The 13,404-nt window shown below is 50.8% G+C and carries 9 protein-coding genes and 1 pseudogene; all 10 read right to left on the bottom strand.

Annotation, left to right across the window (positions count from 1 at the left end):
• Window positions 1–2 precede the first annotated feature (2 nt).
• The 10 genes and pseudogenes from tnpC to ASB66_RS07300 all read right to left on the bottom strand — a co-directional run bounded on the left by tnpC (window position 3) and on the right by ASB66_RS07300 (window position 13,402).
• Complete coding sequence (tnpC, locus tag ASB66_RS07350; protein ID WP_060716441.1) at window positions 3–1,655, bottom strand: IS66 family transposase; 1,653 nt, start codon at window positions 1,653–1,655, stop codon at window positions 3–5.
• A gap of 64 nt (window positions 1,656–1,719) precedes the next feature.
• Entirely contained in the window at window positions 1,720–2,073 is a 354-nt protein-coding gene (gene tnpB / locus ASB66_RS07345) for an IS66 family insertion sequence element accessory protein TnpB (protein WP_060716442.1), read from the bottom strand.
• Window positions 2,070–2,534 (bottom strand): IS66-like element accessory protein TnpA, encoded by a 465-nt coding sequence (gene tnpA, locus ASB66_RS07340; RefSeq protein WP_081088899.1) that lies wholly within the window; start codon window positions 2,532–2,534, stop codon window positions 2,070–2,072. Before tnpA ends, tnpB begins: the two co-directional genes overlap by 4 nt.
• Window positions 2,535–2,622: 88 nt before the next feature.
• A pseudogene (locus ASB66_RS07330) lies at window positions 2,623–3,924 on the bottom strand (ISL3 family transposase); the annotation flags it as partial.
• Between the two features lie 161 nt (window positions 3,925–4,085).
• On the bottom strand, window positions 4,086–5,408 hold the full coding sequence (locus tag ASB66_RS07325) for a KpsE/RkpR family capsule polysaccharide export protein (RefSeq protein ID WP_147274020.1): 1,323 nt from the start codon (window positions 5,406–5,408) through the stop codon (window positions 4,086–4,088).
• A gap of 3 nt (window positions 5,409–5,411) precedes the next feature.
• Window positions 5,412–6,503 carry a hypothetical protein gene (locus ASB66_RS07320; protein WP_060717982.1) on the bottom strand — a complete coding sequence of 364 codons (1,092 nt, stop codon included), beginning with the start codon at window positions 6,501–6,503 and terminating at the stop codon, window positions 5,412–5,414.
• A 10-nt stretch (window positions 6,504–6,513) separates the two neighbouring features.
• Complete coding sequence (locus tag ASB66_RS07315) at window positions 6,514–7,785, bottom strand: KpsE/RkpR family capsule polysaccharide export protein (RefSeq protein ID WP_147274019.1); 1,272 nt, start codon at window positions 7,783–7,785, stop codon at window positions 6,514–6,516.
• Between the two features lie 153 nt (window positions 7,786–7,938).
• Window positions 7,939–8,592 carry an ABC transporter ATP-binding protein gene (locus tag ASB66_RS07310; protein WP_060717984.1) on the bottom strand — a complete coding sequence of 218 codons (654 nt, stop codon included), beginning with the start codon at window positions 8,590–8,592 and terminating at the stop codon, window positions 7,939–7,941.
• Window positions 8,589–9,401 (bottom strand): ABC transporter permease, encoded by an 813-nt coding sequence (locus tag ASB66_RS07305; RefSeq protein WP_060717985.1) that lies wholly within the window; start codon window positions 9,399–9,401, stop codon window positions 8,589–8,591. Before ASB66_RS07305 ends, ASB66_RS07310 begins: the two co-directional genes overlap by 4 nt.
• 86 nt (window positions 9,402–9,487) lie before the next feature.
• Window positions 9,488–13,402, bottom strand: coding sequence for a glycosyltransferase (locus ASB66_RS07300; protein ID WP_081089024.1), 3,915 nt, complete (start codon window positions 13,400–13,402; stop codon window positions 9,488–9,490).
• Window positions 13,403–13,404: the final 2 nt, after the last annotated feature.

Below are 13,404 nucleotides of genomic sequence, written 5' to 3'. Positions count from 1 at the left end.
GCTCATTGTGAGGCGCTGATCCGTTGCGCATAGGCCCAGGGCATGAGGGCGTCGATGTCTTTGGCGAGGTGGCCATTTGCGAGACTGATGAAGAGATCGCGCAGGTAGGCGTATGGTTCAACACCGTTCATCTTGCATGTGCCAATCAGGCTGGCGAAACGGGCCCAATTACGGCCGCCTTCATCATGGCCGGCAAAGAGAGCATTGCGGCGGTTCATGGCCGGGCTACGGATCGCGTTTTCGACGAGGTTGGAGTCGATGTCGACGCGGCCGTCGTCCAGGAACAGCCGGAAGCCGTCCTGACGTTTGAGCATATAAGCCATGGCCTTGCCGAGGTCGGACTTGCGCGAGACGCGCGCGGCCTGAGCTGTCAGCCATGTGAAGAACTCGTCCACCAGAGGGCGGGACAGGTTCTGGCGGACAGCCCGGCGATGTTCAGGATCACAACCTCGGATGCTGTCTTCGATCTTGTAGAGAGCGGCGATACGCAACAGCGCCTCGTCAACGATGGGCGAGCCCTTCTTTGGCTTGGCCTTGATCAGCTTTCTGCGGCCGTGTGCCCAGCAGAAGGCCAGACTCAACGGATCGCCGCCCGTGCGTTTTGGCGTGGCGAGGTGGGAGTAGCCGCCATAGGCATCGACCTGGATCGTGCCGTTGAAGCCATCGAGGATTTCTGCGGCATATTCGCCGTTACGTCCGGGCCGATAATGGAACACCACGCCCGGCGGCGCAGATCCGTTCCAGCCGCGGTCGTCGCGCAGAATAGCCCAGAGATAACCGGTTTTCGTCTTGCCGCGCCCCGGATCCAACACCGGGGCCGTAGTCTCGTCGACATACAGTCGCGTGCTTTCCGACATCAGGCGTTTGGCCATATGGTCTACCACCGGCGCGATCGCAGCGCCCGTCCGCCCCATCCAATCCGCCAGGACCGTGCGGTCGATCGGCACTCCGTGTCGGGCCATGACAGCCGCCTGCCGGTTCAGCGGCATATGTTCGGAATGTTTGGACACGGCAATCTGCGCCAATAGGGCTTCGGTCGGCCAGCTACCTTCCAGCAAATGCGCCGGCGCCTTCGCCTGCACCACGCCCGTGCGGCCCTTCGGGCAAGCGTATTTCGGGCGAATTGTCACGATCACCTGATAGCGCGCAGGAATTTGATCGAGCCGTTCCGTCCGGTCTTCGCCGATCCGGACCATGTTGCCGCAACCACAGGGACAGGCAATGCTATCGGGCTCGATCACTTGTTCGACGCGCGGTAGGCTCTGGGGCAGCGCGCGTGCCTTGCGCGCTTTGCGAGGGGCGGCCTTTTCGGGATCGGGTCCGCTGGCCGCGATCTTTTCCTCGACGAAGGCGATCTGCGCCTGCGTTTCGGCAATCGCGGTCTCCAGATCTTCCAGTGCCAGTTCCATCTGCGCCGGATCGAGCTTTTCCGATTTTGGCCCGAACTTCGTGCGGCGATAGTCCTGAACCTGGCTCTCCAGCTTCTCGATCAATTCCTTCAGCGCGGTGATGAAGGCGTCCTTTTCGGCCACCACCGCCTGCTCATGCTGACGGGCCGCGCGCTCAACCGACAGCTCGAACTGCACCGCCGCAAAGGCGTTCAATACCTCGACAGGAAGGTCCGGGAACTGGCTGAGATCGATCGGCTGCGACATATGTCTTCATAGCAAACCGAAGCAGAAAAGCCCAATAAAACAATGCTAAAATCAAGCCGGTGAGTCATCCTGCCGCACTCGGCGCCGTTACCCGCTGCGCCATAACTCGTCGCCAGTCGAGACCTTCGAACAAGGCTTCGTATTGAGCCCGAGAAAGACGCATCGTTCCATCCTGCACCTTCGGCCAGGCAAAATTGCCCTGCTCCAGAACCTTGTAGATCAGCACCATTCCGGTGCCATCCCATACCAGGATTTTTAGGCGATCCCCGCGCTTCGACCGGAAGATCACGGTGACCCCGGAATGCGGATCAAGCTTCAACTCGGTCTGCACCATCAATGCCAGCGCCTGATGACCACAGCGAAAGTCCACCGGCCGCGTCGCGATCAGGATCGGTAATCGTTGGCCCGCGACGATCATACAGTCCCTCGCATCGCCCGCACCAAGGCTGCAACCCGACCAACCGGCACGTCGCCGGGAACCCTCACAACGAGGTCTGCATCTATTTCTATAGTCACGATCCCCGAAGGGGCCGCGACCGGCTCCGGAACTGGCGATACATCGGCAGCCTCCTGCGGCTCCGTCGTAATCGCCAGGGGCACAAAGGCTGGCTCGAGTGAGCCGCTATTGTCGCAAGGCACGGCCGGCATGGATGGCATCAGTTCGGCAGGCAACGCCAGAAGACCCTGACGCGCCTGCCGTCGCCAGTCCGAAAGCTGATGCGCAGCAAGATCATAAGTCAGCGCAACATCAACAACCCGCGCACCGGGCTGAAGGCTTTCCGCTACAATCCGCGCCTTCAGATCATTGGGCCATCGCCGGTTTCCACGACGAGGCTCGACAACTTCGCATCGCCCGACAAATCCCTCACCATCCGCCATGCCAAATCTCCAGCTCTTGCCGAAAACCTTCTGGCACAAACCTCAATGTTCACAAACACGCGGAATCAATGGGATGGAGGCGGCGCATACCGACGATTTCCCGCGCTTCGACGAGTCGTGGCACTCCGCCTTCAATCGCGGCAATCGTAACGGTCTGAGACTTGGAGAGATCGTCGCGACCGATGGTCATGAGGCGTGCGACAGTCCGTGCCGATGGCGTACGACTCAACGCATCGCAGTTCATCTTTTCCGCCCGTCGTCTTCGCGTCGCCCACTCGGTTACGACGCGAAGGCAGCCACGGAACCCCTGGCGCGTTAACTCTCGCCACAACTGTGTGCCATTGCGGTGACCGGCACTCCACTGGGCGTCGAGCCATGGCAGATAAACCTCAAGCGAGTTCTCTCGTACGCGGAACACGTCGGATCGCTGACCGCGTAACACCCGCCTGACGAGGCCACGACTATGCCCTGTGCGACGAACGACTTCTTTGATTGCAACACCGGACTTGGCTAAGTCCAAAATCGCGGCGTTTGTATCTTCTCGATGAAGATATCCCTGATATTGGATCCGCTCAGCGGCCGTCAGCAGGTCCGGGTTGATCGTTGCGGACCCAATTGCCGTTCTGATCTGCCGCATGGATTTGCGCACGGCGTCGAGGAATGCCCGACTGGCGTTCTCCATCAAGTGCCACCGATCGGCCACTTGGGTTGCCTCAGGCACCGCTTTGGCTGCTGCAAGGGCGTAGGCGCCACCGCGGTCGCGGGCGACGATACTGATCTGTTGTTGATCCGAAAGCCAGGCCTGAGCGGTTGCTGGCTCTCGGTCCGGCAGAAGCGCAATGGTTTTGCGCCGTTCGAGATCGCAGATGATCGTCCCGTAGCGTTGGTTGCGCCGCCACGCCCAGTCGTCGATGCCGATTACCGTCGGCGGAACGAAACGCGGGGTGCCACGCCGTCGGACGACACGCAGCAAGGTGTCGTTGCTGACCGGCACCATTAGTCTACAGGCGATAGTCGCCGCCGGTCGCCCACCCAAAGCAAGCCCGAGATGATGGACCATATGATCAAGCCGCGCAGTACGCCGCGCCCACGGCGCCAGGACATCTGTTTCGAAGCGCTCGGTAAAAATCCTTCGGCCACACAGCACTGCGTCGCAGTAGAACCGGCGTGCGGCAATAACCAATCGCACGGACTTTCCCGCGATAGGAAGATCCGTCAGGCGTCGATGATAACGACTGTGTATCCGCTCCGATCTTGTTCCGCAGCCTGGACAACGGCTGAACATATCCGCCGATCGGACAGCGAGTATTATTGCGTCGCCAGCAGAAGCTGTCTTATCGATAACAAAGCCTCGAGGCACAAGTGCGGAGGGGCGAAGCGAATGAACCATGGCGCTGATTCCTTTTGCAAAACCAACGCCGGCCAACGCCCAGAATTCATCAAAAGTGAGTCAGAGCCAAAATTGGACGCCGATCACCCCGCTAATGGGTCAATTTTTGCACGCCGAAACACACATGGTCATGGTCTCCCAGATCAAACGTTAGTATAACCTTATTCACTATCTTTTATAGCAGCTATTGCCAACGACATAATAGACCAAGTTATAAAACAAGCGAAAAAGACGAGGGCCATATTTATAAATGGCTGCGGATAAAGCGCCTCTTCAGGCAATAATGGCGGCACCACGACCACTACATAAAGTTGTTGTTTGCTAAGTTTACGACGTGCTTCTTCGAAGCTAGTATGAGCCAGAGTGTACATTTGCTCGGCAAAAGTTTGGCGTAGCTTAAGGATTTCGAACTCTTTAAGCTGTTGAGACACTGATAAGGGTTGATCCGGAGCCGTTAACAGTCCCTTTAGGTTTTCGATTTGTGAATTGATGACCTCCAACTGGGTTTTAGCATATCGATCACCCGGACGATCAGTCGCTCCAGAAAGACTTGAAGAGGCTATACCTGTTTCAAGCTCTATTCTTTTTAGAGATAAAGAAGATGTCAGCGACATAATCTGCTTTGCCGTTTCCACCGGATCAAGAGAATTGATTTTCTGTTGGAAAGCCAGCATTTCAGAGCGGGCGTCTGCCAACTGGCCGATGCTTCTATCTACTTCTTCTTTTGCACGGTTGAGAGCGTCCTGACGGTTCCTCGACGAAATCCGATTAATTAAATTTTCGCTACTTTGGAGAATAGAAGACGACAAATCATAAGCATCCTGTGGAGTATACGCTTCCACCTTCAGTGTTAAAATATTAGATTGCGTATCAACAGAAGCTTGTACGTGGCTGCGCCAATAGGACCAAAGTGCTTCAAGATCAATTTCAGAGCCTAATTTTGACAACCAATCCAGCGCCGGGCGGTTGTAGAACTTCTCCATCGTATCTCGCCCGCCAACATCTAAAATTACCGCGCGGCTCTTGAGATAGTCTAAAACAATCAACGTGTCTTGAGCCGTTCCAGATGATTGAGAAAGACCAAAACTGCTGAGAATTGACGATGCAGTACCACTCAAAGAGGTGCCATTAGTTTCCGGATCGATCGCTTGGCGGACCGTCATCTTGGTCTCAACCACGTAAATATTTGATGCCCAAAAAGCAGAAAAAATCAAAGTAGCAAAAGACGGAATCACAACAAATAAAAGGAATGAATAGTAAAAAAATCCTCCACGCCCCGTTGACGGTACAGATGGATAGACGATACGAGGAACATTGCTATCGCTGATAGGTCGCCGCATTAACCGAGCAGGCAATATGGCGAGAACCCGTCCAATAATTTCGTTCGACTGAATTTCCTTTTGATCGTGCTCTTGGTCTGACACATCGGGTGCACGAGAACTTAGATATGTGATCCTGTTACGAAACCTGTCTACGATTTTCATTTTTCAGGCTATCCCGCCACGAATTACATCTTCGCTTGGTTGAACATTAAAATTATTTTCAATGGCAGCTTCAACCGCTTCTCGGACAAACGAATATAAAGCAATATCCTCATCCAAAAGATCGCAGGCAATGCCAATGCCAGCTAGTGTGGCAGCCAAATCTCCAGTAAAAGGCAAAAATTTCAACTCGACCCCCGCAAAGATTGGGGCTCCAAGCAAATATGAAGCAGATGCAACATATTGCTCAAATCTCGGCCGAATACCTACTAGATTAAGCTTCGCCAGATTATCCAACGCAATACTTACATTGCGACGTTGGAGCTCTTCATCTGGCGATGCCCCAAAGGCGTAGGTTACAGGAGACCGCAACAATCGCCGTTGCTCGCGTGTTAAACCCCGTAATGAAGATAGAACCGACTTCGGGTTTCCGAAATCCATATCCTTAACCAACGGAAGTAGAACGTTATATTTCTCAATCAACGGCATTGACGATGCGCTCGGAGGATGATCGGCGATTCTTTTAAGAAAAATAAATTTTTCCGCCATTTCCTCAAACGGATCTCGAAGCAATGTTATTGCTTTAAACCCAGATTTTTCAATTGTATCCGATAATCTTATCCAATTTACATCTCCAGACACGACAACAGATTGAAAAAAATTCCGCCCTAGAACAGAAGAGACGGTTTCAAGAGAAAACCGTTCAATCATTGGATAACGAATTGCAAAAAAATCCATAAGAAGATGCATGGACCTCATTTGCGGCAAAAGCCCGGTGTCAATTATAATTAGTTTCTGCGCTAGATGCCGATCTGGATTATATCTAGCGTAGAGCGGCAGCCCAGTTGTTGCCTCCCTTAAAACGAATTCGCTTAGACTAGACAAATCTGGAACAATTTGCTCGTCAATGTGAAAACCGGCCATACCCGTTGTATGTATTCCGATATCCTGTAGATCTCTCCGAAAAACATTTGATTTGAAAATTAGATCTTGACGACCGGCCACGGAGAAACGAAAGACGGGGATGTCACTTGGATTATCAAGAACCAACCAACCACCGACTGTATTTCCCATATCAGTGTCTATATTGAAAAGCATGATTATCCGCCTATGCCATATGGTCCCGTACGAGTGTCGCAAGACCGGCAAACGCGGACCAGATCAACAGAGAAATTGCAACGGTTATGGAGAGAACCAAGCCTCTTTTAGGATAGTTTGATTCCTCTACCAAATTCGGAGTAATGTAAGGCACAAGATAGGCCTGCTGTTGCTGTGATGTAAGGCGTACTTTTTCAAACTCAGCAACAGCCGAGGCATATTCCTCTTGTGCAATTTTGAGCTCTAGTTCCTTTTGGTTAAGTTCCAAAGCACGTTGAGCAAGATTTTGATTTGGGTCTTTTATGTTGATTGCCCCACCGGCAATGCTGTTTTCGTATTGCTGAATCTGATCCTTGAGTGCCGAGGCGCGATTCCTCAATGCTATTACCTGAGGAGCTGTTGCGCTGCCAACTTTCGTCATCGCCGCAATATCTTGTTCTATCTTTGAGAGATTTAAGCGCAGTTGCGAAACAACGTCCGCATAGGCCTTAGCGGTTATGGTGACATCGAGCACACCAGCCGAATTGCGTGCATCGCGCAAACTGGCTGTCGCGCGCTCCAATTTCTCTCTGCTTAAATGCATCTCGTCTTCAGCCCGCCCGAAAGCGTCGACCTCATTGCGATGCGTCAATTTATTAACCATACCCTCTGACAGCTCGAGAATCGCATTGGAAAGTGCAAGGCTATCATTCGGTGAAAAGGTTCTAATTTTCATTGTCACCAAACCAGACGTTCGGTTGACCGACACGGAAACGTGACTTTCCCAGAATTTGAGGACCTTTTCGCGTGAACTGTCAGTTGGTAACTCTGCAATAAAATCGCGCGTCCCAGGGGAGAACATCTTTCGTACATCGAATTTAGAATTGAGAGCGTCCAACATTGCGCCACTACTGACGTAGTCGGCAACGATTAAACCGTCTTGTCCTTTTGTGCCACTCAGAATGCTTGAGATGCTAGCCATTCCCTCCAGACTTGACTGCTGAGAGGAACTAACCACAAAGCGAGATTCTGCCACATATTGATCTGCAGCAAAAAAATAAAGATAAACTCCCATTATAAACGACGGTATTATAAAAATGAAAACGCAAGATCCTACCAACAAAGCTTTGAATATTTTTTCAGAGCGTCGAGCTCGAAATCCACCACCGCCTGAACTTATAGGCTTCGGAACACGTGCACGCCGAGCAACTCGCCGCAATTCAATAGAAATTGCTGCCGCAAAGACCTCGCCATTGATGACTTCTGATGTGTCATTGGCATGTGGATGGGTGAGTTCGCTCATATCTCTCAGTTTTGTTTAATGACAGGTTCCAGTAGGTTTGCATAACTGCGGAACTTTACGTTTGCCAAACCAGCTTCGCTACTGTCCACTAAAGTCCGTCGATTGACCTAATTGGTGATATTTAATGCGGCAAAACGACAGTGATACCACAGGTTACTGATTGAGCTTTTTATATATCTCAATAGCGTCATCGACATTCGTGAACTCATGCATCACACCATGCGCGAGCACAATAGCCCTGCTACAATAATCCCGAACAGTATCCATAGAATGTGATATCATGATGATATCAGACCTTGCGCGCCGTTTAGCAAACTCCTCGTGGCACCTGGCTTGAAACCGCGCATCCCCCACCGCCGTGACCTCATCTATAAGGTAGCATTCGAAATCAATCGCCATTGACAAACCGAACGCCAAACGCTGAGCCATGCCTGATGAGTAATTTTTATAGGGCTCATTAATGTAAGCCCCAATCTCCGCAAAGTCCTCCACAAACTCGACTGCCCGTCTCGGCTCTTGGCCATATATTTGAGCAACAAAACGGATATTTTCCTTTCCGGTCATCTCTGGATGCAATCCAGCCCCAAATCCGAGTGGCCAAGATATACGCGACGTACGCCGAATGGTGCCTGAGTTTGGAAGCTCGGTACCAGCAAGCAAACGCATTGTTGTTGATTTACCAGCACCATTTATCCCCAATATGCCGTAGGATATACCCGGCCTCAAATCGAGAGATACATGATCAAGTATGATCTTCATTCCTCCTTTTATTCGATAAAATTTGAAAACATTCGACAACTTGATCATGACGACATCAATTTCCCTCGCAAAAATCGTTCGCCCGTCAATCCTAAAAACAGCAGGAAAGTGGAGAACCATAAAAGATATGTTTTAGATAGCATATCATCACCGTAACCCTCATAGTAAGCCGACCTCAGCCATTCAACGCAGTGCAAAAGAGGATTAAACCAGATAATTGCACGCACCTCAGGCGAAAACGTCTGGGGCAACGCAAACGTTCCAGAAGATGCGTACATTATTAAAATGCAACCGATAAAAATCGCATTCCACATCTTAAATAAAGTAAAGCAAACAGTATTCAAAACACCAAAACATATAGAAAAATAAACAGTTGCTAAGAGAGAACTTGCCCATAATGCGACGTTAGGAGGCATTATATCAACTCCAAACGCATACAACGTTATACAAAAAATGAAAACAACAGTAAAAGCTGTCAGAAATTCAACGACTGCCCGAGCGACAATCATATCAATCGGCCTTATTACTGGAAAAAGAAAAAGAGATTTATTGCTGTCAATTGCAAAACACATCATACGGGCTGGATAGAGACACAAGATGTAAGGAATTACTCCTGTCGCAACGAAAACTGATGGTTCCGTTCCAAGAGGCATCACCCGGTTTGCCAAAGAAACCATGCAGACGATTACAGTCAGATGAACGAGTGGCCACGCGATTGCGATAAGGTATCCTAAATGGGATCTACCGAAACGCGTCCGCATATCCCGCAGAATAAGGGCCCCTATAACTTTGCAGCGCGATTTGATTTTTTCAACGCCTAGGCGGCGCTTCGTCTCGTTCAGTTCGTCTGCTATCATCAGAATCACTTTGCCCGTTCAGTCAAGCTTCAACATTGCCTAATACTCCTCTTCAATTCAGCATTTCATAATGCAATACCCTTGTGTCAAAAATCTGGTCCAGAGCTAATTTCTAGAAATTTTCCGATTTTTGATTTTGAGATATTATAGCCTCTACAGAACGGGTCTGGAGCGATGAGACATGTTAGCGAGTTGCATGGAGAGCATGCGACTGTTGGGCTTACCATCAACGCAGGTGCATTATTTTTTTTGAAGAACGGTTTTGAAGCGACATGCCTGGGCTGAGTTGACCCATAGAATGTAACTTGTGGAACGTCGAGAATAGCGGCCATATGCGCGGACCAACTGTCTACACCGAAAACTGCGGCCACCTTCTTAAAGAGAGCCGCCCAATGGCCGGCGGATAGGTTTTGAGCAATGATACCGTCGGCCTGCGCGCATTTAGCATCGCCCGGTCCACCGATCTGGACGAGTTTAAATCCTTTATCTTTAACAACTTCGGCCAACTCCTGCAGAATGGTATCAGGTATCGTTTTCAGGCCCCACCCCCCAGAACGGTGGAGTAAGATAACCTTGTTGCCAAAAGGTGCCAGCAGCTTATCAATGTCTTGTTGTTGCTCGACGCTGGGAACTGGGAGAAGGCTTTCGATGGGCGTATCTGGGGCTAAGCCCACAGACCCCAGCATTGCTTTAACCAAATTGTTATCCATTGCATCCAGACCGCGGAAGGGATGCGAACGAGCAATCATAGGACTGCTATCACCTCTCTTGAGAAGATGCTCATAGGATCGGAGCAAATACAGAGATGTTTCCTGGGCGGAAGGAACTGGAACTGGCAAGCCCTCGACAGGGAAAGGCGGATGGAAATCCTGAACCCAGCTCAGCAAGCTTTCGGCAACGTGAAAACGCAGATTTTTACCTGCCTTGTATGCGGTAAAAGCGACTTGCAATCCGATCAACACGTCGCCCCGATGGAATGGGCAAACAAATTCGATACGACCAGTGTCTGGGACACCATGGGCCTTTTGATTCAGCCACAAATAATCATGCCAATATTGCCAGACATGGACAATATCCAAGGGGCGAGGAGCAGCGAAAACACTGAGCGCTGCTGTTGTCGCGTAAATATCAGCGCCACGTACCTTCAACTTTCGCCCAACATCCTCAAGTCGCGCTGGCTGCGTTAAAAACAATACATCATACAACGCAGATGAAGAGTTGTCGCCCTCTGTGTTCGGTTGCTCCTGGGCCTGTGGGATTAAGAGGCTTCGTTGTGCGAAAAGAATGCCACCTGCCATGAGATCCGTTGTCTCTATAGCTGGACGTTTGACGACATCATTCGGCGCAAGTCGATCAGCCAGTTGTAGGCCCTCCATATCCGAGCGTACCGGAGACATCGTGTCGAGACTGGGAGCAATCTGCGACAAAGGCATATCGATATAGCCGTCAGTGAAGACACCATCACGTGCTTCATTCTCACGCACGAAAACACGTGGCACGATGACTGCCTGAGGATTGCTTGCTGCCCGATATGACGCAAGCACAGCCGAGAGGAAACTGCTGGAAAGGCTGCAATTCTCGGTCATGATGAGAAAATAAGGCGTGGCGGTTATGGCTGAAAGCGCAAGATTCACTGTGCGTGACGCATTAAAATCCTGCTCTGTATCTGTGATGAGAATAACAGGTATATCTGGGTGCCTTATTTTAAATCGGGCCAGGCTTCCTTCCTTCACAAATCGCTCTTTTGCACCCGTATTATCAACAACGGCTATACAGGCCGGCGAAAGACCGCTTTGTTCAAAATCGTCGCTGAGTGTGTCGAGAACGGCAAAGGGTTGAGCCGCGGCTATAATGACACTGGTCTGAGCAGCCAATATCGCCAGTTCGCGAACATCGAAGAGATCGATATCTGATGCGGCAGCAAGTTTGCTCTGCGCATCTCTTACGATCTGCTCAACGACATCTGCCTCCTGACGCCAAGGCTTGACGGCGCGAGAAGGAAACGCAAGTCGATAGTCCTCATTGTCAAGGGAAAGATTAAGGCTGTAGTGCGGATCCTTGTTTAGCAGGGCACCCCAGCGAGCTTGCATGTAACCTCGCTCGATGCGTTGCAGTTCTTTCTGCTCTGGAGTTACATCTGGACCTCGGCTAACGGACTCAAGATGGCGTAGCGGGGCAAATGGCGTATAGACAACTTTGTAACCAGCCTCTCGAACACGCAGGCATAGGTCGACATCATTGTAACTGACGGCAAGATTGGCGCTATCAAAGCCTCCGATTGCCGTGAATAAATCCTTGCGCATAACGAGTGCTGCTGCAGTGACGGCAGAGGTCTCTCGTACCAGCTGAGGATGACCAAAATACCCTATAGAATTGCCAGGGAAGTGGCGGTGACCATGGGCTGCGACACCATATATACCTAAAGTGACGCCCGCATGCTGAAGCGTGCCATTACCATAGAGCAAGCGCGTTCCGACCGCACCGACCTTGTCGCGAACCGCCTGGCTCATCATCTCACTCAGCCAACCAGCTTCAATGACCTCGATGTCATTGTTGAGAAAGCAAATATAATCGCCTTTGGCCATCGCTACGGCAGTATTGTTCAATCTCGAATAATTGAACGGCCCATCGTCACGCAAGACCGTGACGCGTGGATCCCTGCCAATCAGTTCGAAATAGGCAAGACTATCATCCTCTGTGCTTCCATTATCAATGATAATCACATCCAAATTGGAATAGTCGGTGCCATCGAGAACACCACTAACACAATTGCGCACAAGGGAAACTCTGTCACGAGTCGGAATTACAATCGTCACCGAAGGTAAATCCTGCGGCAGAGGCCGCTTGATCCGCCACCAACTCGGGAAGGCTTCTATCGGAAGAACAGTACTGTCGGGCTCTACATCGGCGAAATATTCCTCCATTGCCCGCCGTGCCGTGTCGATTGAACGAGAAGGATTGTTGCTTGAGAAGGTACGGACGCCCTCAAAAATACGCCAGTGGTATAAAACGAAAGGAATATGGCGAATCCGTTCAGGTGACGTCAGCTTGAGAAGCCGCAGAGTGAAATCATAATCTTGGCTTCCTTCGAAGCCAGCTCTGAAACCGTTTACAGCTTTGACAAGGCTGGTACGGTAGACACCAAGATGGGCAACCATGTTCTGCGAATAGAACAGCTCCTGATTCCAGTCCGTTTTAAAATGAGGATCGTGTCTGCGGCCTGAGGCATCGATCTTATCTTCATCCGTATAGATGATATCGGCTTCAGGGTGACGATTTAGTTCGTGAGCAACCATGTAGAGGGCGTGCGCTGGGATCTCGTCGTCATGATCCATGAGGGCCACAAACTCACCAGTCACATGCTCAATTGCAGAGTTGGATGCACGAGAAATGTGACCATTCTCGGAGCGATAAATGACCTTTATACGTTCATCGCGCGCTGCATATTCTGAAAGAATGGACCGGATTGCCGGATTGGGAGAGCAATCATCCGCGACACACAACTCCCAATGCGGATAGAGTTGATCAAGAATCGTATCAAGGCAACGACGCAAAAACCGAGGTTCCGGATTGTAAACCGGCATAACTATCGAAATCAGCGGGCGGTACGAAAGGCGTGCAACAGACGAAACAATCAAAGATCGATCCGTGGCGGTCAGAGTATCAAAACGCTCACTCCACAACGCATAATCAACTCCACGATCTCCTCCCCGTATGCTGCGTAAATTTACTCCTCGGTCCAAAGCCCTACCCAAATATACAATTAATGTCGTAGCCGCAGCTTTTCTTCCGTACTCCTTGTAAGCACGCAGTACATTTTTCCACCAAGGGGCTTCGGTTGCCCTGTTAGCAGCAGACCCGTCTATGGACCGAGCAAGCTCTTTAAGGCCTGCGCCAGCAACTGCGGCCAGACCACTTTGTTTATAAATACGCCGACCATGCCGAATTAAATCTTTTTGGTGTTCAGTTAGCAAAGAAATTTCCTTCGGCAATGACGGCATGA

Source organism: Gillisella vitis (genome assembly GCF_001541345.2).
GTDB lineage: Bacteria > Pseudomonadota > Alphaproteobacteria > Rhizobiales > Rhizobiaceae > Allorhizobium > Allorhizobium vitis.
The sequence above is the reverse complement of the archived record's forward strand: the minus strand, read 5'-3'. Positions and strand labels throughout refer to the sequence as shown.

Bases quoted from the DNA above. Each gene is read 5' to 3' on its own strand.
- tnpC (WP_060716441.1), bottom strand. From the start codon at position 1,655: ATGTCGCAGCCGATCGATCTCAGCCAGTTCCCGGACCTTCCTGTCGAG.
- tnpB (WP_060716442.1), bottom strand. From the start codon at position 2,073: ATGATCGTCGCGGGCCAACGATTACCGATCCTGATCGCGACGCGGCCG.
- tnpA (WP_081088899.1), bottom strand. From the start codon at position 2,534: ATGGCGGATGGTGAGGGATTTGTCGGGCGATGCGAAGTTGTCGAGCCT.
- ASB66_RS07325 (WP_147274020.1), bottom strand. From the start codon at position 5,408: ATGAAAATCGTAGACAGGTTTCGTAACAGGATCACATATCTAAGTTCT.
- ASB66_RS07320 (WP_060717982.1), bottom strand. From the start codon at position 6,503: ATGCTTTTCAATATAGACACTGATATGGGAAATACAGTCGGTGGTTGG.
- ASB66_RS07315 (WP_147274019.1), bottom strand. From the start codon at position 7,785: ATGAGCGAACTCACCCATCCACATGCCAATGACACATCAGAAGTCATC.
- ASB66_RS07310 (WP_060717984.1), bottom strand. From the start codon at position 8,592: ATGATCAAGTTGTCGAATGTTTTCAAATTTTATCGAATAAAAGGAGGA.
- ASB66_RS07305 (WP_060717985.1), bottom strand. From the start codon at position 9,401: ATGATAGCAGACGAACTGAACGAGACGAAGCGCCGCCTAGGCGTTGAA.
- ASB66_RS07300 (WP_081089024.1), bottom strand. From the start codon at position 13,402: ATGCCGTCATTGCCGAAGGAAATTTCTTTGCTAACTGAACACCAAAAA.